Raw genomic sequence first — 18961 nt, 5'->3', positions numbered from 1 at the left:
CGGCGGACCCGCCGTCCCGTCACGGGACCGGTGCGATCACCGGTGTGGTCCTGACGGGCGCGCCGGTCAGGGGATGACGCGGTCCTGCCAGACCTGGGGGTAGCCGGGCAGCTCCTCGCCGCCGAACTTGGCGTAGTGCCCGTCCGGCATTCCCTCGTTGGCCGCGAGGTAGTCGGCGCGCTCGCCCTCGGTGATCGGCTCCTGCGGCAGCACCCACTCGGCGGGCACCTCCTCGCCGGCGAAGATCTGCTCCACCGCCAGCAGCGGGGTGCGCCACTGGAAGTTGGAGTAGACCGGGGCCAGGCCGGTCAGGCCGGTGTCCTCCCACTTGCGCAGGAAGCTCATCTCGTCCTCACCCGTCATCACCGGGTAGTCGGCGCCGGCGTCCTCGAACGCCTCGATGGCGGCGACCGCGCCGTCCCCGGCGTCCATCCACACGCCGTGGACGTCGCCGCGGGCCAGCTCGTCGGAGATGATCTTCTTGATCTCCGTCGGGTCGGCACCGGTGAAGTAGTCGACCGCCTCGATGCCGTTCTCCTCGAAGATCCGCTCGGCGGCCGCCCAGCGGTGCTCCAGGACGTCCACGCCCGGCAGGATCCGCAGGGCCACGACCTTGTCGCCCTCGTTCAGGCCGTCGACGAGGAACTCCGCGGTGTCGATGCCCCACGCGTAGCCACCGATCGGGTGGATGAACGTGGTGGCGCAGTCGGTCTCCACGCCGCGGTCGAAGACGACGACCGGCTTGCCGGTGTCGCAGGCCCGCTCCACCGCCGGGGTCATCGCGGCCGTCGAGTTCGGCGAGATGACGAACGCGTCGCAGTCGCCCTCGGCGATGAAGTAGTCGATGTCGGCGATCTGGGTGTTGTCGTCGTCCGCGGCGTCACGGGTCTCCATCTCGGAGATGACGCCCGACTCCTGCAGCGCCTTGAGCTGCTCGTTCATCGTGATCCAGCCGGTCTGCCGCCACGGGTTGCTGATCGAGGCGTTGGCGAAACAGACCTTCTTCGCGCCGTCCGAGGCGTACTCGGAGGTGTCGGTCATCGGACCGTCGATGTACTGCAGCCACGGCTGCTCGGGGTCACCCTCGAAGGAGGCCGAGCGCTGGTCGTACTGGGTGTCGAACACCGACTGGTCGAACCAGTCCTCGCTCGATCCGTCGTCCTCGCCGTCGTCCTCGCCGCCGTCGTCGTCGCCCTCGGCGTCGTCATCGGTGGCGGCGTCGTCGGCGTCGTCACCCGCGTCGTCGCCGGCGGCGGCGTCCTCGGCGGAGGCGGTGTCGGGGTCGTCGAGGGAATCATCTGTCGAGCACGCCGCGAGTATCGCGAGCGCGGCCACGGCCGCCAGGGGGCGTGCCAGCTTCGTTCTGCGCATCAGTTCTCTCCTGTGGTGGTGCCCGGGGCGGGCGGGGTGGGGACGGTGGCACGGGAGGTGCCGGGGGGTTCGGGAGTCGCGCGTTGGGGTCGGCGCCGGGCGGTCCACGCGCGTCCGGCCGCGGCGACGGCGAGGATGATGATCACGCCCTGCACGGTGTCGCGCCACGTGGAGGCGACGCCGAGGAAATTGAGGAGGGTGAACAGCAGCTCCAGCGCGAAGGCGCCGGCCGCGGCCGACAGCACCCAGCCCCGGCCGCCGCCGAGGACGACCCCGCCGAGGACGACGGCGGTGATCGCGGTGAACTCGTAGCCGCGCCCGACGGAGGGGTGCACCCCGGCGTAGCCGACCAGGATGATCCCGGCGACGGTCGCGGCGAGGGAGGACAGGATGAAGGCCCGGGTCTTCAACCACCACACGGCGGTGCCGGAGAGCTGGGCGGTCTGCGCGTTGTCGCCGGCGGCGATCAGGGTGCGGCCGAACGGGCGCCGCATCAACCAGACCGCGAGCAGCGCCGTGACCAGCAGGATGATCGCGGGGTAGGGGATGATGTCGAGGACGGGGACGTCCCGGATGCCGCCGCGGCCGATCTGCCGGAAGCTGTCGACCGGGTTGCCGGTGGCGGCGCCCCCGGTGAGGTAGCGCACCAGCCCGGACAGCGCCAGCATCGTGCCGAGGGTGACGATGAAACTGGGTACCCGCAGCAGCGTGGTCGCCAGCCCGTTGACCAGCCCGACGAGCACTCCCAGCCCGACCATCAGCGCCATCACCGGCAGGATCCGCGACTCGTCCTGGCCGATCAGGTTGCCGGCCACCACGACCTGCATGGTGACGACCGACCCCATCGAGAGGTCGAACTCGCCGGAGACGATCACGAAGTACTGGCCCATCGCGGCGATCGCGATGGGGGCGGTGCGGCCGACGAAGCGGATCAGGGAGCCGGGCTCGCCGAAGTTGGGGTTGGCGGTGATCACGGCGAGCAGGAGGGCGAGGGTGAGGAGGAACACTGCGCCCCCGGGTGTCCCCAGCGCCCGCACGACGCGCTGCCCGACGCTGCCCTGGTGCTCGGCCAGGGGGGCCCGGCCGGAGCGGTCCAGTCCCAGCCCGGGGGTCGTCGCGGTGCTCACCGTGCCTCCTGGAGGGCTGCGTCGGTCAGGGACGGCTTGGCGAAGCGGGCGGGCCGTCGGTCGGTGGTGCGGCGGGCGTAGACGGCGACCGCCACGATGATGACCAGGCCGCGCATCACGTCCTTGAGGAACGGGTTGACCTCCATGACGCCCATCACGTTGTCGAGGACGGCGAAGATGGCCACGCCCCCGAGGGTGCCCAGCACGTTGCCCTTGCCTCCGGCGAGCACGGTGCCGCCGAGGACGACGGCGGCGATCGACATCAGGTCGTAGCCGCCCTGGGTGCCGATGGTGGGGCTGCCCACCGACAGGCGCGCGAGCAGCAGCAGACCCGCGATCCCGGCGAGCACCGAGCACAGCACGTGGGCCAGCACGACGGGCGTCGCGGTGCGGAGCCCGGACATGCGGGCGATCTCCGCGTTGCCTCCCACGGCATACAGGTGGTGCCCGATCCGGGTGCGGCGCAGCATCAGGATCACCAGCACCGCGCAGCCGAGCATGATCAGGGTGGAGACCGGGACCGGCCCGATGTTGGTCGCCCCGATCAGGCGGAAGTCGCGGGGCGCCGACCCGGCCGTGCCCTTGTAGTTGGTCGCCAGGTAGCCGGAGAGGATCAGGCCCATCCCGAGGGTGGCGATGAAGCCGTGCACGCGCCAGTGGGCCACCACGACCCCGCTGACCAGGCCGATGGCCGCCGAGACCAGGAGCGCCACGACGACCCCGACCAGGATGTTGCTGGTCTGTCCGGCCATCAGGCCGCCGGCGATCAGGCTGGAGAGGCTGGTGACGTAGGGGACCGACAGGTCGAGGCTGCCCGCCAGGATGACCAGGGTCTGGCCGATCGCGATGAAGCCCAGGATGCTGGTGCCGGTCAGGATCGCCGAGATGTTGCCCGGGCTGAAGAAGTTGCGCCCGGAGAGCGCGGTCAGCACCGCGCCCGCCACGATGACCAGCAGCAGCACCAGGTAGACGATGGCCGTCGAGGTGATCGGCGCACCCGCGCGCCCGGAGCGGGGCGTCATGCCGCGCCCGCCTCGGTCGCGCCGGTGGCCAGGTTGAGCACGTCCTCCTCGGAGGACCCGGCCGGCAGTTCCCCGGCCAGTCGACCGTCGCGCATCACCAGGATCCGGTCGGACATGCCCAGCACCTCGGGCAGCTCGCTGGACACCATGAGGACGGCGACCCCCTCAGCCGCCAGGCCACGCATCAGTTCGTAGATCCCGTGCTTGGCGCCGACGTCGATGCCCCGGGTCGGCTCGTCCATCAGCACCACGCGGGGGTGCGTGCTCAGCCAGCGGGCCAGCACCACCTTCTGCTGATTGCCGCCGGAGAGGAACTGGACCTCCTGGTCCATGCCGCGCGCGGCGACCTGCAGCGAGGACAACAGGCCGGGCATCCCCCGGCGGGCGCTCCCGGTGCGCCGCGGGAAGACGGCCCGGACCACGCCCAGCGCGTTGTCCAGGACCGACTGGTTCAGGGACAGTCCCTTGGCCTTGCGGTCCTCGGTGACCAGCGCCATCCCGTGCCGGATCGCCTGGCGGGGTGAGCCGATCCGGACGTTCGCCCCGTGCAGCCGCACGGACCCGCGGGTGAACGGGGTGACCCCGAAGATGCCCTCGAGCACCTCGGTCCGTCCGGACCCCTGCAACCCCGCCAGACCCACGATCTCACCGGCGCGCAGGGACAGGTCGATGCTGTCGACATACCCGTTGCCTGCCCCCGCGAGGCCGAGCAGCTCCTCGCCCGCCTCCGTGCCCGGTGCCGGGTCGGGGAAGAAGGAGGAGATGGGGCGGCCGACCATGAGGCGCACCAGAGACGCGTCGTCCAGCTCGGTCGCCGGTGAGGTCGCGACGTGCGCCCCGTCCTTGAGGACCGTGATGGTCTCGCAGAGGTCGAAGATCTCCTTCAACCGGTGGGAGACGTAGAGGATCGCGACGTCCCGGGCGAGCAGGCGCTCGATGATCGTGTAGAGCAGCTCCACCTCGTTGTCGGCCAGCGCCGCGGTCGGCTCGTCCATCGAGATGATCCGGGCGTCGTAGCTGACCGCCTTGGCGATCTCCACGATCTGCTGCTCGGCCACTGAGAGTGAGCGGACGACGCGGGTGGCGGACAGGCCCGTCACCCCCAGTCCGGCGAGCAGCTCGGTGGTGTCCCGCTGCATCTGCCGGGTGTCGACGAGCCCGCGGTTGCGCGGCTCGCGGCCCAGGTAGATGTTCTCCGCGACCGTCCGGTCCGGGAGCAGGTTGAACTCCTGGAAGACCGTGGACAGCCCGGCCTGCTGGGCCTGCACCGGGTGGCTGAAGTGGACCGGCTCCCCGGCGATCTCCACCGTGCCCCCGTCGGGCTGGTGGACCCCGGCGAGGACCTTCATCAGGGTGGACTTGCCCGCGCCGTTCTCCCCGACCAGCCCGTGCACCCGGCCCGGGTAGAGGTCGAGGTCGACGTCCCGCAGGACCGCGTTGCCGAAGAAGCGCTTGGTCAGACCCCGGGCACGCAGCAGGGGTGCGACCTGCTCCGTGGCGGGGCTCGCTGACGTGGTGGGCACGACGGTGGACGGCACGTTTCGGACTATGGCACGGATCACAGGCTTTTGTCGAGAGACAAACAAAAGATGTTGTATGGACGTGATGAAGTCTTCGTGGTTCACTGCCGGAGTGCGCACCAGTGATGTCTTCGAGCTGCTCCGGGACGGTCGGCCGCGGACCCGTGCCCAGCTGGCGGAGGCGACCGGGCTGGCCCGGTCCACGATCACGGCGCGGGTCGATGTGCTGATGCGGCTCGGCCTGGTCGCGCCCTACGGCGACGCGCGCTCCACAGGCGGGCGGCCCCCGTCGCTGTTTGCGCTGAACCCCTCGGCCCGGGTGGTCGCGGGGATCGACATCGGGGCCAGCCATGCGGTGGCGGTGCTCTCCGACCTGGCGGGGCAGATCCTCGGCACCGTCCGGGCGGACCTGGACATCGCGGACGGGCCCGAGTCCGTCCTGCGCTGGGTCACCGACACGGTCGGTCGGTTGCTGGGCGAGGCGGGTCGCCCGGTCGCGGACCTCGCGGCGATCGGGATCGGGCTACCCGGGCCGGTCGAGCACTCGACCGGGCGACCGATCAACCCGCCGATCATGCCGGGGTGGGACCGCTACGACGTGCCCGCGACGGTGCAGCGCACCTTCCCGGTCCCGGTGCTCATCGACAACGACGTCAACATCATGGCGCTGGGGGAGCAGCGCACCCACCTGCCCGACGTCGACGACCTGGTCTTCATCAAGGTCGCCACCGGCATCGGTGCCGGCATCATCTCCGGGGGCCGCCTGCAGCGCGGCGCCCAGGGCACCGCCGGCGACCTGGGGCACGTCCGGGTCAGCAGCGGCGCCGGGGTGCAGTGTCGGTGCGGCAACGAGGGCTGCCTGGAGGCGGTCGCCGCCGGGCCGGCGCTGGCCGCCCGCCTCTCGGAGGCGGGGATCCCGGCCCGCGGACCGCAGGACGTCGTCGACCTGGTGCGCGCCGGGGAGTTGGCCGCCGTCCAGCAGGTCCGCCAGGCCGGTCGCGACCTGGGGGAGGTCGTCGCGACGATGGTGAACCTCATCAACCCCTCCGTCGTGGTGATCGGCGGACGCCTCGCCGACGCAGGGGAGCACCTGATCGCCGGCCTGCGCGAGGTCGTCTACCAGCGGTCGCTGCCGCTGGCCACCGAGCACCTCCGGGTCGTTTCCTCCTCCGCCGGTGCCCGCGCCGGTGTCCTCGGTGCCGCGATGATGGCGATCGGTCACGTCCTGTCGCCGGAGGCGATCGAGGCCGCCGCGGCGTCCCACCAAATTTCGTAGCGGGATTGCCCCCCGATCCCGCCTTTTCGTAGCGGGTTTGCTGCCGATGAGGAGGAGCGCATGGAGATCGATGTCTTTGCCGGCGTCGCCGTGAGTGACCTGCCGCGCGCCGTCGACTGGTTCGACCGGCTCCTCGGCGAGGTGGAGACCTTCCGGCCCAATGACTCCGAGCACGTCTGGACGGTGACCGGGCGCGGCCACGTCTACGTCGAGGTGGCGCCGGCCCGGGCCGGGCACTCCATGGTCACCCTCTTCGTGGACGACCTGGACGCCTTCCTGGCGGCGGCCGCGGGCCGGGGCCTGGAGCCCGCGGCAAGCGAGACCTACGACAACGGGGTCCGCAAGGCGCTGTTCCGCGATCCCGATGGCAACGAGGTCGGCGTCGGCGGCGCTCCGCGCTGACCGGGGACGCGCTGGCCCGTGACCGGGACCTGCAAAGTCGCTACGAAAATGCGGGATCGGGCGTCAAACCCGCTACGAAAATTGGCAGGGGGAGGTGCCACGATGGGGCCATGTCGCCCGCCCCGTCTGCCGCCCCGTCTGCCGCCCCGTCGCCGCCTCGTCGCCCGCCCCGTCCCCCGCCGACGATGTGCCCGAGCAGTCCGCCGCGGGCGGAGCCCGCGAGTTCGACCTCGTCCTGGTCGGTGCCACCGGCTTCGTCGGCCGCCTGACCGCGGCGCACCTGGCCGAGGCCGCGCCCGGGCGGTTGCGCATCGGCCTCGCCGGTCGCTCCCGGGAGCGATTGGAGGCGCTCCGTCGCGAGCTGCCCGGCGGGGCCGCGGAGTGGCCGCTGATCGAGGTGGATGCGACGGACCCGTCGGCGGCTGCTGCGCTCGCGAGCAGGACCACGGCGCTGGCCACGACCGTCGGACCGTATGCCGTGCGGGGGCTCCCGCTCGTCCGCGCCTGTGCCCGGGCGGGCACTCACTACGCCGACCTCACCGGTGAGGTCCTCTTCGTGCACCGGACGGTGCAGGAGTTGCATGAGGTCGCGCGGGAGAGCGGCGCCCGGATCGTGCACGCCTGCGGTTTCGACTCCGTGCCCTCCGACCTGGGGGTCTGGGTGACGGCGCGCCAGGCCGGCCGGGACGGGCGCGGGGGGCTGACCGACACCGAGCTCACGGTGCGCCGGCTGCGCGGCGGCCTCTCCGGGGGCACCATCGACTCGATGCGCCAGCAGGTGATCGCGGCCCGTGCCGACGCCGGTGCCCGGGCGGTGTTGGCGGACCCCGAGGCCCTGTCCGGGCCCCGACCGGCCCCGGTGCGCACGCCGCAGCCCGACCCGTCCGGTCAGCCGGTCGCCGCACCGCGCCGACGGGGTCGCGGGGTGGGATCCGTCCGGCAGGACCCCGCCACGGGCAGGTGGCGGGTGCCCTTCGTGATGGGTGGCTTCAACGCCCCGGTCGTCCGGCGGTCGCATGCCCTGGCGGAGGGCTACGGGTCGGCGTTCCGGTACCGGGAGCTGCACGACGTGGGGGCCGGCCCGGGCGGGGCGGCCCGTGCGGCCGCGGCGGTCGGCGGTCTGACAGCGGTCGGGGCGGGCCTGGCGTTCCGCCCCACACGGGCGGTGCTCGACCGGTTCCTGCCCGCCCCGGGGGACGGCCCGACCCAGGAGGAACGGGCCCAGGGCGCCTTCACCATGGAGATCCTGGCAGGCACCGACTCCGGCGCCCGCTACCGCACCACCGTGGCCGCCGACCTGGACCCTGGCTACGACGGCACGGCGGTGATGTTCGGTCAGGCGGCGCTGGCGCTCGCCGCCGGGGAGGGCACGGGGGCGGGCGTGCTGACCCCGGCCACCGCGCTCGGACCGTTCCTGGTGGAGCGGCTGCGCAGCCGTGGCTTCACGCTGGCCAGCGAGTCGCTGCCGACGGGCTGACGTGCTCCGGGAGATCTGGGACGCAGCGACGTCCACCCAGCCCGTCCCCGGGACGGCGCTCGTCGTCGCGCTCGGCGTCGGGGCGCTCGTGGTGGTGGGCTCCCCGGCCGGCTACCGCCTGGTCCGGTACCTGGTCACCGTCGTCCACGAGGCGGGGCACGCGCTGGTCGCCGTGCTGTCCGGGCGTCGCCTCACCGGCATCCGGCTGCACGCCGACACCTCTGGGGTCACGGTCTCCCGCGGCCGCCCTCGCGGCCCGGGGATGGTGGCCACGCTCGCGGCCGGCTACCCGGCGCCCGCGGTCTTCGCCCTCGGTGCCGCCTGGCTGCTGACCAGGGGGTATGCCGTGGGGCTGCTCTGGCTGGTCGTCGCCTCGTGCGCGCTGATGCTGGTGCTGGTCCGCAACCTCTACGGGCTGTGGGTGGTCCTGGTGCTCGGCGGCGGGGTCGCCGCGGCCAGTTGGCTGTTGCCGCCGGGGGTGCTGGGCTGGATCGGCTACCTGCTCGTGTGGGGGCTGCTGCTGGCCGCGCCCCGCTCGGTCGTGGAGCTCGCCCGACAGCGCCGGGGTGGCCGGGCCCGGACGTCCGACGCCGACCAGCTGGCCGGGCTCACAGGTCTCCCGGCGATCCTCTGGGTCGGGGTGTTTGCGATCGTCACGACGGCCGCCGCGGCCGCTGGGGCGTGGCTGCTGCTCACCGCCGGGTGATCCGCCTACAGGATGAAGCGGAACAGCGGGCTGTCCGGCGGGATGCGCTCGGAGGAGATGGAGGACCGTGCCATCCGGTCCAGCAGGGGCTGCAGGTCCTCGGCCCGGCCCAGCTCGATGCCGACCAGGGCAGGGCCGATCTCCCGGTTGCTGCGCTTGGCGTACTCGAACAGCGCGATGTCGTCGTCGGGGCCGAGCACCTCGTCGAGGAACCGCCGCAGGGCCCCCGGCTCCTGCGGGAAGTTCACCAGGAAGTAGTGCTTGCGTCCCTCGTGGACCAGGGCCCGCTCCACGACCTCGGGATAGCGCAGCACGTCGTTGTTGCCCCCCGACAGCACGGCGACGACCGTCTGACCCGCCGCCAGGTCGAGGCTGTCCAGGGCCGCGGCCGCGAGAGCCCCGGCGGGCTCGGCCACGATCCCCTCGGTCTGATAGAGCGCGAGCATCTCCTGGCAGACCCGGCCCTCGGGCACCGTGACCAGCTCGGCACGCCCGTCGCGCACGAGGGGGTATGTCGTGTCCCCCGCGCGTTTCACCGCCGCTCCGTCCACGAACGGGTCGACCTCGGCCAGGGCGACCGGCTCGCCCGCGGCGAGGGCCGCGGCCATGCTGGCCGCGCCCGCGGGCTCCACCCCGACGACGCGGGTCCGGTCGCCGTCGGGCTGGGCGCGCAGCCAGGTCAGCGCCCCGGCCAGCAGCCCCCCGCCGCCCACGGGGACCACGAGCACGTCGGGGGCGTGGCCGATGACGCCGACGATCTCGCGGGCCACGGTGCCCTGGCCGGCGATCGTCTTGGGGTGGTCGAAGGCGGGGATCAGGGTGGCGCCGGTCCGGCGGGAGTGCTCCAGCGCGGCCGCCGCGGCCTCGTCATATGTGGCGCCCCCGACGACGACGTCGACGAACTCCCCGCCGATCTCGGCCACCCGGTCCCGCTTCTGCCGCGGTGTGGTGCGGGGCAGGAAGATCCGGGCCGGCACCTCCAGGGCTGCGCAGCCGAAGGCGACCCCCTGGGCGTGGTTGCCCGCGCTCGCGCAGACCACGCCCTTGGCGTGCTCCTCGGGCGGCAGCTGGGAGATCAGGTTGATGGCGCCGCGGTTCTTGTAGGAGCGGACCGGCTGCAGGTCCTCGCGCTTGAGGAGCACCTTGGCGCCGGTGGCCTCGGAGAGCCGGTGGCTGCGGGTCAGCGGCGTGATGCTGACCAGGCCGGCGAGGCGCTGGGCCGCGGCGTCGATGTCCTCGGCGTTCACCGTCGGTGTCGAAACGGGCATGCTCCAGCCTCCCACGCCCGGTGGGTCCCCCCGCGCACCCGCCCGCCCCGGGCGTCCGCGGCCCAGGGGAAGCGTCAGCCCCTGGGGGTACCGTCCCGACCGGTGCGGAAGGTGACGACATCGTCATACACCCGGCGCTCGGTCCGCACCAGGTCGTAGTCGGAGTCGAGCACGGGGAAGATGTAGACCGGCGTCAGCGTCACCTCGGCGTCCCGTCCCTGGCGCACGATGTCGATCTGCAGGTGGCCGTAGTGCAGCCCGCCGTCCTGCAGCTGCAGCACCCCGTCCTCCTCGACCCAGGTCTCCGGCTCGTCCGTGGCGGCCATCCACTCCGAGTGCGTGTTGAACCGGAGCGGCTGGTAGCCGCCGTCCCCGTCCGGCACGAGCTGCTCGCCGCGCAGGCCGTCGGAAGCCACGCCCACGTCATAGCTGTGGAAGCCCCGGCCGTCACCGTCGGCGTCGACCCAGGAGCGCTCGAACATCTCGTCGTGCCCGGAGATCACCGCCGCCACACCAAACTCCTCGAACATGGGGGAGTAGGCCCGCATGGCCACCCCGGACTGGTTGTCCGGGAACTCGTGGTTCGGCGGGGTGCCGTGCACGCCGCTGGAGTAGGCAGCGTGGTGGAACTGGACGAGCACGATCCGGTTCTCCTCGCGGGCCTGGGTCAAGTTGCTCGCTGTGTCCAGGCCCACTGGGCGGTGCCCTCGTTGACGTTGGGGAGGTCGACGTCGGCAGGGGTGCTGCCGGGGAAGACGTCGAGGAATGCCTCGGTGTAGGACTCGGCGGTGAACTCGCCCTGGGTGTCGGTCGACAGGTTCTCCGGGGTGAGGTTCGTGTCGTCACCGCTGAACACCGGCTTGGTCTCGCCGGTGCGGGTGTCCTCGTCGGGTATGCCGTTCGTCGAGTCGAGCGTCAGGATCGTCACCGGCCCGTGGTCGGTCCGGTAGTAGGAGCCGCGGTATTGCGGGTTGTCCGAGTCACCCGGCCGTTCCCAGTAGGCGTGGTACTTGTTCCGGGAGATCACGGCGGGGCTACGGTCGGCGTCCGTGCCGTATCCGCCGTTGAGGGCCGCGAAGGTCTCCCAGTTGCCCAGCGCCGTCAGCAGCGGCGTCCGCGACGCCAGGGCGCCGTGCTCCCCGGCGACATAGCCGAAGAACTCGTCCCAGGCGGGCTGGTAGCCGGACCCCTGCGCCAGGTCGCCCGCGACAAGCAGCAGATCCGGATCCGCGGCCTCGATGTGCGCATAGTTTTCCCGCATCGCGGTGTCCTGGCTCAGCGGGTAGTTCAGGGTGAACTCGCCGTAGCGGATCGCGCTGCCGAAGCGCTCGGCCCACGCCGACCCCGGCCCTGGGCGGTCCAGCGACCCCTCGCTGAGCCCGGAGATAGGGTTCAGTTCCCACTCCCGGTGCTCGATCCGCCCGTAGGGCTCGGTCTCGGTGTCGCTGAACGCGACGATCCGCACGGAGTCCCAGGAGTGCCGCCGCGGGGCGGTCGTGAAGGTGGCCGAGTGGCTCTGGCCACCCTGCGTGACGGTGTAGTCGTAGCCCTCCCCGGGCTTCAGGCCGGTGAGCTCGACGACGTGCTTGTAGTTGGAGGGACCCTTGAGCCAGGACCCCTGCTCGAGCCCGGCGATCTCCTGGTCCAGCTCCGCCTGCGTGTAGCCCAGCAGCGGCTGGAACTCCAGCTCGGAGGTATGCCGCTCCACGGCCTCCGCGCAGGCGTGGGCCGCTGACCTCCAGCTCACCCGGCTCGGGGGTCTCGCTGAACCAGACGACGGTCATCGAGGTCTCGGCGGGGTTGAGGAGGTAGGGCAGCACGCGGAAGCCGGGTCGGTCCGCGGCCTCGCTTCCCGGCCCCACGTCGGAGCCGTCGGAGCCGGTCGTGGCCGGGGCGGTGAGTGGGGCGAGGGCCAGCGCGGCGATGACGCCGGACAGGACGAGGGGTGCGCGCTTCATGGGCGGTCCTTCGGGCTGTGGTGCGGGCGGCGGGCTCCTCTCGACCCTGCCCGCCCCAGGCAACGCGAGCGGCAGCGGAGCATGACGGCGGGCGCACGGCTCGGTGAACGGAGAATAATGTAAGGACTGTTATATTAGCGCTGTGACAAAATCTGACCCGACCCATGAGAGCTACTGGCGGCCGCTGCGCGAGCTGCAGCAGGAGATGGACGACGCCATCGCCAGGCTGTATGCCGAGCGGAACATCGTCGGCGTCCGCCCCCGGTTCGCCTACCCGCTCCTCCGGCTCTCGCACACCGGCCCGCTCACCATTCGCGAGCTCGCCGAGAGCCTCGACATGACCCACTCGGCCGTCAGCCAGACGGTGACGGCGATGCGCGGCGAGGGGTTGGTCGAGACCGCGCCCGGCCCTGACGCCCGCACCCGCGTCGTGGACCTGACCGACCGGGGCCGGGAGCTGGTGCCGTTCCTGGATGCGGAGTGGCGGGCCACGGAGGGTGCCATCGCCGAGTTGGACGCCGAGCTGCCTTTCGGGATCGGTGACTACATCGCCGCCGTCCGGGAGCGGCTGGCCGAGCGCGACTTCACCACGCGCATCGCCGACCGCCTCGACGCCGGTGGGCCTGCGGGGGAGCCGTCATGAGCCGCGCCGGCCTGATCGACCTGCGTCCGCTGGGCACCAGCGCGCCCTTCGCCCGGCTCTGGGCGGGGAGCTCGCTGATGGCCATCGGCGCCCAGATCATGACGGTGGCCGTGCTCTTCCAGGTGTGGGAGATGACGCACAGCCCCTTCTGGACCGGGGCGATCGGCCTGGCCCATGCCGGGCCGATGATCGTGTGCGGACTCTGGGGCGGCTCGCTCGCCGACGCGGTGGACCGGCGCTCCCTGGTCCTGTGGACCACGCTCGGGCAGATCGCGGCGGCGCTCGGGTTCACCGCGCAGGCGGTGGCCGACGCCGACAACCTGGCGCTGCTGCTGGGCCTGGTGGCGGTGTCGTCCGGGTGCGGCGCCCTGGGAGCCCCCGCGCGCAGGACCTTCCCGACCCGACTCCTCCCGCGCGACCAGGTGGCGGCCGGGATCGCGTTGCAGTTGCTCTCCTTCCAGGTGGCGATGCTCGTCGGTCCGGCCCTGGGCGGGCTGATCATCGCCGAATGGGGCCTCACCGTCTGCTACGTCGTCGACACCGTCGCCGTCTGCGCCGGCCTCGTCGGGGTACTCGGTCTGCCGCCGCTGCCCCCGCTCACCAGGACGCCGGGCCAGCCCCGGGGGCTGCGCTCCATCGCCGACGGGTTGCGACTCATCCGGAGCCGCCCCGTGCTGCACGGCTCCTGCGTGACCGACCTGCTGGCCACGCTGCTGGCGATGCCGATCTCACTCTTCCCGATGATCAACGAGATCCGGTTCGGCGGCGACCCGCGGACCCTCGGCTACTTCCTGTCGGCGATTGCGGTCGGGGGCGTGCTGGCGAGCCTGTTCTCCGGGCTGACCACCAGGGCCCGCCGGCTCGGTGCCGTGCAGCTCGGTGCGGCCACCGTCTGGGGGCTTGGCCTGGCGGGCTTCGGGCTCGCCGGCCCCCTCTGGCTCGCCCTGGCCTGCCTGGCCCTCGCCGGCGCCGCCGACACCGTGTCGGTCACCTCGCGGGGTGCCACCATCCAGCTGGTCACCCCCGACAGCCACCTGGGCCGGGTCTCCTCGGTCGAGCACGTCATCGGGGTCGCGGGGCCAAACCTGGGCAACTTCCGCGGCGGCGTCGTGGCCGGCCTGACCTCGGCCCCGATCGCACTGGCCACCGGAGGCGCCCTGTGCGTCGTCGGCGTCCTGGCCGTGGCGGCGACCAACCGGCCCTTGCGCCGCCTCACCCTGGAGGGCGGTGTCCCCGTCGAGACCGATCACGCGGTGGGTGGCGCGGCGGCAGCGACGGGGGTGGAGCGGTAGCCTCACCCGCCATGACGACCCTGTGGCACCTCGCGGAGGCGGCCGAGTGGGCGGCGGCCCGGGAGGCCGGCAGCTACCGGCGGTCCACTCTCGGCGCGTCCCTGGCGGAGGTCGGGTTCGTGCACTGCTCGTATCCCGCGCAGCTGCCCGGCGTGGTCGCCGCGTTCTACGCCGGCGCACCGGGCGACTACGTGGTGCTCGAGCTCGACCGGGCCCGGCTGGAGGCCGCCGGATCCCCCGTCCGCGACGAGCCCGGCGACCCCGCCGATCCGGAGTCGCCCCTGTTCCCGCACGTCTATGGCCCGATCCCACTCCGCGCGGTCACCGCGGCCCGGCCGGCACGGGTGCGTGACGGCATACTCACCGTCGACCCGGCACCCTGACGCTCGGCAGGCCCGACCGGTCAGCCGAAGAGGATCGCCGCCTCCTCCCAGCGGGAGTACGGAACCTCCTTGAGCTCGTGCGTCGCGTCGGACAGGTGCACCGACTGGATCTCGGTGCCGCGCAGCGCGACCATCGTGCCCCACTTCTTCTTGGTGACCGCGTCGACGGCGGCGATCCCGAAGCGGGTGGCCAGCACCCGGTCGTATGCCGTCGGCACGCCGCCCCGCTGCAGGTGCCCCAGGGTGGTGCAGCGGGTCTCGATCCCGGAGAGCTCCTCGATCATGGGGGTCAGCTGGTCCCCGATGCCGCCGAGGCGGGGGCGGCCCATGTGGTCCAGCCCCAGCTTGGCGACGACGTCCTCCTCGCCCTTGAGGCGGAACCCCTCGGCGACGCACACGACCGGGGCACGGCCGCGGGAGACGGTGGCCTTGACCCACCCGGTGATCTGCTCGATCGTGACCGGCACCTCGGGGATCAGCACCGCGTGGGCGCCGGAGGCCAGGCCGGCGTGCAACGCGATCCACCCGACGTGACGGCCCATCACCTCGACCACCATGCAGCGGTGGTGCGACTCGGCGGTGGTGCGCAGCCGGTCGATGGACTCGGTGGCAATGGCGACGGCCGTGTCGAAGCCGAAGGTGTAGTCCGTCGCCGACAGGTCGTTGTCGATCGTCTTGGGGACCCCGATGATCGGCACGCCGTCCTCGTGCAGCATCCGGGCGACGGTCAGCGTGCCCTCCCCGCCGATGGCGATCACCGCGTCCATCCCGTGCTTGGCCATCACCTCCTTGACCCGCTCCGCGCCCCCGTGGTCGAAGGGGCTGGTCCGGGAGGTCCCGAGGATGGTGCCGCCCTGCTTGGCCAGGCCACGGACCTGCTTGCGGGGCAGCTTGCTGATCTTGTCCAGCACCAGCCCCTTGAAGCCGTCCTTGATGCCGAGGAACTGGTGGTCGTAGATGGAGTCGCCCTTGATGACCGCGCCGCGGATCACCGCGTTCAGGCCGGGACAGTCGCCGCCACTGGTCAGGATGCCGATCTTCACGGGGCCAAGTCTGGTCGGTCCGCCGCCGAACCGGAAATGCGCGGCGTCGTAGGCTGCGCTGCGTGAGCATCCACGACATCCCCCTGACGGACCTCGACGGGCAGCCGACGTCCCTGTCGGCCTACGAGGACCGCCTCCTGCTGCTGGTCAACGTGGCCTCCCGGTGCGGCATGACCCCGCAGTACGCGGGCCTGGAGCGGCTGCAGCAGACGTATGCCGACCGGGGGCTGACCGTCGTCGGGTTCCCCTGCAACCAGTTCATGGGCCAGGAGCCGGGCAGCAACGAGGAGATCAAGACGTTCTGCGCGACCACCTACGGCGTCACGTTCCCGATGATGGACAAGGTCGAGGTGAACGGGGCGGGGCGGCACCCGCTGTATGCCGAGCTGACCGCGGCGCAGGACGCGGCCGGGGAGGCGGGGGATGTCCAGTGGAACTTTGAGAAGTTCCTCCTCACCCCCGCCGGTGAGGTGGTCGGCCGGTTCCGCCCGCGCACGGAGCCGGAGGCCCCGGAGGTCGTGGCGGCGATCGAGGCCCACCTGCCGTGACCGGTGCCGGGCCGGGGCGCGACGCCGACGTCATCGTCGTCGGCTCCGGCTTCGGCGGGTCCGTCGCGGCGTTGCGGCTGGCCGAGAAGGGCTACCGGGTGCTGGTGCTCGAGGCCGGCGCGAGATTCGCCGACGAGGACTTCGCGACAACGTCGTTCGACCTGCGGCGCTACCTGTTCCGGCCGGAGGTCGGGTGCTACGGCATCCAGCGCATCGACGTGCTCGACGACGTGATGGTGCTGTCCGGCGCCGGGGTCGGTGGCGGCTCGCTGGTCTACGCCAACACCCTCTACGAGCCGCTGCAGGAGTTCTACGAGGACCCGCAGTGGGGGCACATCACCGACTGGCGGGCCGAGTTGGCGCCCTACTACGACCAGGCCCGGCGGATGCTGGGCGTGACCCCCAACCCCCGGCACACGCCGGCGGACGCCGTGATGTGCGAGGTGGCGGGGGAGATGGGCGTCGGCCACACCTTCCGCGCGGCACCCGTCGGCGTCTGCTTCGGGCCCGAGGGAGCCGCGCCGGGGCAGGCCGTGCCGGACCCCTACTTCGGTGGTGCCGGGCCGGAACGTGCCGCCTGCCGCCACTGCGGGGAATGCATGACCGGGTGCCGGCACAACGCCAAGAACACGCTGGTCAAGAACTATCTGCACCTGGCCGAGGGGCTTGGTGTGCAGGTCCGACCGTTGACCACGGTCACCCGCGTCCGTCCGGACCCCGGCGGGGGCTTCGAGGTGACGGTCCGCGACACCCGACCCACCCGGAGCCGCCGGCGGCATGTGCTGCGGGCGGAGCAGGTCGTGCTCGCCGCGTCCGCCCTGGGCACCCAGCGGTTGCTGCACCGGCTGCGGGCGGAGGGGGACCTGCCGGAGCTGTCGCCCCGGCTGGGCGAGCTGTCCCGCACGAACTCCGAGTCGATCCTGGGTGCGATGCGCCCGGCCGGCACGGGGCCGACCCATGCGGACTTCTCGCAGGGCGTGGCGATCACCTCCTCCTTCCACCCCGACGCCCGGACCCACGTCGAGCCGGTCCGCTACGGGCACGGCAGCAACGTCATGGGGCTGCTCCAGACGGTGCTCACCGACGGGGACACCGGTCGACCCCGGTGGCGCGAGTGGCTGAGTGAAATGTGGCGGCAGCGGCGGGACCTGCTCGACCGCTACGACGTGCGGCACTGGTCGGAGCGCACCGTGATCGCCCTGGTCATGCAGTCGTTGGACAACTCGGTCACCACCTACCCCAGGCGCAGCCGGCTCACCCGACGGTGGGTGCTCGGGACCCGGCAGGGGCACGGGGCGCCGAACCCGACGTGGATCCCGGCCGGCAACGAGGCGGTCCGCAGGATCGCCCGGATCGTGGGCGGGAGCCCCGGTGGCAACATCGGTGAGCCGTTCGACCGGCCGCTGACGGCGCACTTCCTCGGGGGCTGCGTGATCGGGGAGGACGCCGCGCGCGGGGTGATCGATCCCTACCACCGGGTGCACGGCTACCCGGGGCTGCACATCGTCGACGGCTCTGCGGTCTCGGCGAACCTGGGCGTCAACCCCTCGCTGACCATCACCGCCCAGGCCGAGCGGGCGATGGCGCTGTGGCCGAACCGGGGCGAGCCGGACCCCAGGCCCGCCCCGGGACAGCCGTATGCCGTGACCCGCCCGGTGCCGCCGGTGCGGCCCGCGGTGCCCGGGCCCGCACCCGGAGCGCTGCGGTTGCCCCTCGAGCCGGTGGGGCCGCTCGATCCGGTGGGCCCGGTGGAGCCCGGTGCTCAGCGGGCGGAGCCCGCGAGGGGGCCCGGCCGGTAGGTGAGGCGGGCGAGCACGGCCGCCAGCGTCAGCAACGCCGCGGCCGCGGCGGCGAGGCCGAAGAGCAGCGACCAGTGGTCGTGGTGGCCGAGCGGCCCGGCGGCCCAGGCCCCGAGGGAGCTCCCGGCGAACAGGGAGGCCGCGAACAGCGAGACGACCGTGCCCCGGGCGTGCGGCAGGACCGCCGTCGCCCACGTCTGCAGCGAGGTGTGCAGGAACGCCCAGCTCACCCCGATCAGCGCCGCGGTCACCAGGACGGTGGTGACGGACACGTGGACGGCCAGCACGGCATACCCGAGGGCGACCGCAGACCCGCCGACGAGCATCAGCCCGGCCATCTCGAGGCGGTGCGTCGCCAGCCGGACCAGACGCGTGGTGAGCACCACCGACACGCCGTAGGCGGCGGTGGCCAGCCCGGCGGTGGCGGCGCTGGTGCCCTGCGCCTGGAGCGAGGGCGCCAGCAGCGTCAGGACCCCGAGCGTGACGGCACCCTCGACCAGGGCGAGGCCGATGACGACCAGGACCCAGCGGTGCCGCAGGCTCTCCCGCATCAGGGCCAGCGCCCCGCCGCGGACCTCCCGGGGCGGCTCCTGCAGGGTGCGGAGCGCCACGGAGCACCCGACGGCGAAAACGGCCGGGAGGGCGAAGACCACGCGCCAGCCCACCAGGTCACCCAGGACCCCGGCGACGGCCGTGGCCAGGGCGGTGCCGACCGCCATGGCACCCATCAGGTCCGACAGCGCCGGCTGCCGGTGCTCCTCGTCCACCGTGTCGCCGACGTAGGTGAGCGAGGTGGGGACCACGGCGCCGAAGAAGGCCCCGGTCAGCGCCCGTGCGGCGACGAGTAGGCCCAGGGTGGGTGCCAGCGCGGACAGGACCCCGGCGGCGGCCGCCGCGAGGAGCGCGGCCCGCATCAGGCGGACCCTGCCGAACCGGTCGGACAGGACGCCCCACAGGGGCTGGCACAGGCCGTAGGCGAGGAAGTAGGCGCTCGCGACGGCCAGCGCCTGGGCCAGGGTGGAGCCGAGGTCCACGGCCACCAGCACGAGGAGGGGGCTGACTGCGAACCGGTCGAAGCTGCTGGCGAACGATGCTGCCGCCACCGGGCCGGGCGGGCGGGTCGGTG

General features: G+C 72.8%; 18 protein-coding genes. 9 read left to right on the top strand and 9 right to left on the bottom strand.

Features of this window, described 5'->3' with window-relative positions; genetic code table 11:
* Positions 1-66: 66 nt before the first annotated feature.
* Genes AC1QRC_RS01780 through AC1QRC_RS01765 form a run of 4 tightly spaced genes read right to left on the bottom strand, consistent with a single transcriptional unit; the run spans position 67 to position 5058 of the window.
* Entirely contained in the window at positions 67-1371 is a 1305-nt protein-coding gene (locus AC1QRC_RS01780) for a substrate-binding domain-containing protein (protein WP_484205155.1), read from the bottom strand.
* Positions 1371-2498, bottom strand: coding sequence for an ABC transporter permease (locus AC1QRC_RS01775; protein WP_484205154.1), 1128 nt, complete (start codon positions 2496-2498; stop codon positions 1371-1373). The genes AC1QRC_RS01780 and AC1QRC_RS01775 overlap by 1 nt, the downstream gene beginning before the upstream one ends.
* Entirely contained in the window at positions 2495-3520 is a 1026-nt protein-coding gene (locus AC1QRC_RS01770; RefSeq protein WP_484205153.1) for an ABC transporter permease, read from the bottom strand. Before AC1QRC_RS01770 ends, AC1QRC_RS01775 begins: the two co-directional genes overlap by 4 nt.
* Complete coding sequence (locus tag AC1QRC_RS01765; protein ID WP_484205152.1) at positions 3517-5058, bottom strand: sugar ABC transporter ATP-binding protein; 1542 nt, start codon at positions 5056-5058, stop codon at positions 3517-3519. The genes AC1QRC_RS01770 and AC1QRC_RS01765 overlap by 4 nt, the downstream gene beginning before the upstream one ends.
* Before the next feature lie 67 nt (positions 5059-5125).
* Between AC1QRC_RS01765 and AC1QRC_RS01760 the strand changes: the two genes are divergently transcribed.
* From AC1QRC_RS01760 to AC1QRC_RS01745, 4 genes are all read left to right on the top strand, one after another.
* Positions 5126-6316: an ROK family transcriptional regulator gene (locus AC1QRC_RS01760; RefSeq protein ID WP_484205151.1), complete on the top strand. Its 1191-nt coding sequence runs from the start codon at positions 5126-5128 to the stop codon at positions 6314-6316.
* Positions 6317-6376: 60 nt separating this feature from the next.
* Positions 6377-6718 carry a VOC family protein gene (locus tag AC1QRC_RS01755; RefSeq protein ID WP_484205150.1) on the top strand — a complete coding sequence of 114 codons (342 nt, stop codon included), beginning with the start codon at positions 6377-6379 and terminating at the stop codon, positions 6716-6718.
* A gap of 187 nt (positions 6719-6905) precedes the next feature.
* Complete coding sequence (locus AC1QRC_RS01750) at positions 6906-8195, top strand: saccharopine dehydrogenase family protein (protein WP_484205149.1); 1290 nt, start codon at positions 6906-6908, stop codon at positions 8193-8195.
* Between the two features lies 1 nt (position 8196).
* Complete coding sequence (locus AC1QRC_RS01745) at positions 8197-8901, top strand: M50 family metallopeptidase (RefSeq protein ID WP_484205148.1); 705 nt, start codon at positions 8197-8199, stop codon at positions 8899-8901.
* A gap of 5 nt (positions 8902-8906) precedes the next feature.
* Here the strand turns inward: AC1QRC_RS01745 and ilvA are convergent, their stop codons facing one another.
* From ilvA to AC1QRC_RS01730, 3 genes are all read right to left on the bottom strand, one after another.
* A complete protein-coding gene (gene ilvA / locus AC1QRC_RS01740) occupies positions 8907-10169 on the bottom strand; it encodes a threonine ammonia-lyase IlvA (protein ID WP_484205147.1) in 1263 nt (420 codons plus the stop codon).
* Positions 10170-10243: 74 nt separating this feature from the next.
* Positions 10244-10840 (bottom strand): hypothetical protein, encoded by a 597-nt coding sequence (locus AC1QRC_RS01735; RefSeq protein WP_484205146.1) that lies wholly within the window; start codon positions 10838-10840, stop codon positions 10244-10246.
* Complete coding sequence (locus tag AC1QRC_RS01730; RefSeq protein WP_484205145.1) at positions 10837-11916, bottom strand: metallophosphoesterase; 1080 nt, start codon at positions 11914-11916, stop codon at positions 10837-10839. The genes AC1QRC_RS01735 and AC1QRC_RS01730 overlap by 4 nt, the downstream gene beginning before the upstream one ends.
* A 353-nt stretch (positions 11917-12269) precedes the next feature.
* Here AC1QRC_RS01730 and AC1QRC_RS01725 point away from each other — a divergent pair, with 353 nt between their 5' ends.
* The 3 genes from AC1QRC_RS01725 to AC1QRC_RS01715 are packed head-to-tail and all read left to right on the top strand — an operon-like array spanning position 12270 to position 14445.
* Positions 12270-12770, top strand: coding sequence for a MarR family winged helix-turn-helix transcriptional regulator (locus tag AC1QRC_RS01725; RefSeq protein ID WP_484205144.1), 501 nt, complete (start codon positions 12270-12272; stop codon positions 12768-12770).
* Positions 12767-14062 carry an MFS transporter gene (locus AC1QRC_RS01720; protein WP_484205143.1) on the top strand — a complete coding sequence of 432 codons (1296 nt, stop codon included), beginning with the start codon at positions 12767-12769 and terminating at the stop codon, positions 14060-14062. The genes AC1QRC_RS01725 and AC1QRC_RS01720 overlap by 4 nt, the downstream gene beginning before the upstream one ends.
* An 11-nt stretch (positions 14063-14073) precedes the next feature.
* Positions 14074-14445, top strand: a complete 372-nt coding sequence (locus AC1QRC_RS01715; RefSeq protein ID WP_484205142.1) for a DUF952 domain-containing protein — start codon at positions 14074-14076, stop codon at positions 14443-14445.
* 20 nt (positions 14446-14465) lie between these two features.
* Here AC1QRC_RS01715 and AC1QRC_RS01710 read toward each other — a convergent pair whose 3' ends face one another.
* Entirely contained in the window at positions 14466-15488 is a 1023-nt protein-coding gene (locus AC1QRC_RS01710) for an ATP-dependent 6-phosphofructokinase (RefSeq protein ID WP_484205141.1), read from the bottom strand.
* A gap of 62 nt (positions 15489-15550) precedes the next feature.
* Between AC1QRC_RS01710 and AC1QRC_RS01705 the strand changes: the two genes are divergently transcribed.
* Positions 15551-16036, top strand: coding sequence for a glutathione peroxidase (locus AC1QRC_RS01705; RefSeq protein WP_484205140.1), 486 nt, complete (start codon positions 15551-15553; stop codon positions 16034-16036).
* A complete protein-coding gene (locus AC1QRC_RS01700; RefSeq protein WP_484205139.1) occupies positions 16033-17835 on the top strand; it encodes a GMC family oxidoreductase N-terminal domain-containing protein in 1803 nt (600 codons plus the stop codon). Before AC1QRC_RS01705 ends, AC1QRC_RS01700 begins: the two co-directional genes overlap by 4 nt.
* On the opposite strand, the gene AC1QRC_RS01695 is transcribed toward AC1QRC_RS01700, so the two are convergent.
* Positions 17799-18938 carry an MFS transporter gene (locus AC1QRC_RS01695; RefSeq protein ID WP_484205138.1) on the bottom strand — a complete coding sequence of 380 codons (1140 nt, stop codon included), beginning with the start codon at positions 18936-18938 and terminating at the stop codon, positions 17799-17801. The two genes, AC1QRC_RS01700 and AC1QRC_RS01695, sit on opposite strands and share 37 nt — an antisense overlap.
* Between the last annotated feature and the right edge of the window lie 23 nt (positions 18939-18961).

The sequence above is a fragment of the Ornithinicoccus sp. genome (assembly GCF_057176825.1).
The sequence above is the reverse complement of the archived record's forward strand: the minus strand, read 5'-3'. Positions and strand labels throughout refer to the sequence as shown.

Bases quoted from the DNA above. Each gene is read 5' to 3' on its own strand.
- AC1QRC_RS01780 (WP_484205155.1), bottom strand. From the start codon at position 1,371: ATGCGCAGAACGAAGCTGGCACGCCCCCTGGCGGCCGTGGCCGCGCTC.
- AC1QRC_RS01770 (WP_484205153.1), bottom strand. From the start codon at position 3,520: ATGACGCCCCGCTCCGGGCGCGCGGGTGCGCCGATCACCTCGACGGCC.
- AC1QRC_RS01760 (WP_484205151.1), top strand. From the start codon at position 5,126: ATGAAGTCTTCGTGGTTCACTGCCGGAGTGCGCACCAGTGATGTCTTC.
- AC1QRC_RS01755 (WP_484205150.1), top strand. From the start codon at position 6,377: ATGGAGATCGATGTCTTTGCCGGCGTCGCCGTGAGTGACCTGCCGCGC.
- ilvA (WP_484205147.1), bottom strand. From the start codon at position 10,169: ATGCCCGTTTCGACACCGACGGTGAACGCCGAGGACATCGACGCCGCG.
- AC1QRC_RS01720 (WP_484205143.1), top strand. From the start codon at position 12,767: ATGAGCCGCGCCGGCCTGATCGACCTGCGTCCGCTGGGCACCAGCGCG.
- AC1QRC_RS01715 (WP_484205142.1), top strand. From the start codon at position 14,074: ATGACGACCCTGTGGCACCTCGCGGAGGCGGCCGAGTGGGCGGCGGCC.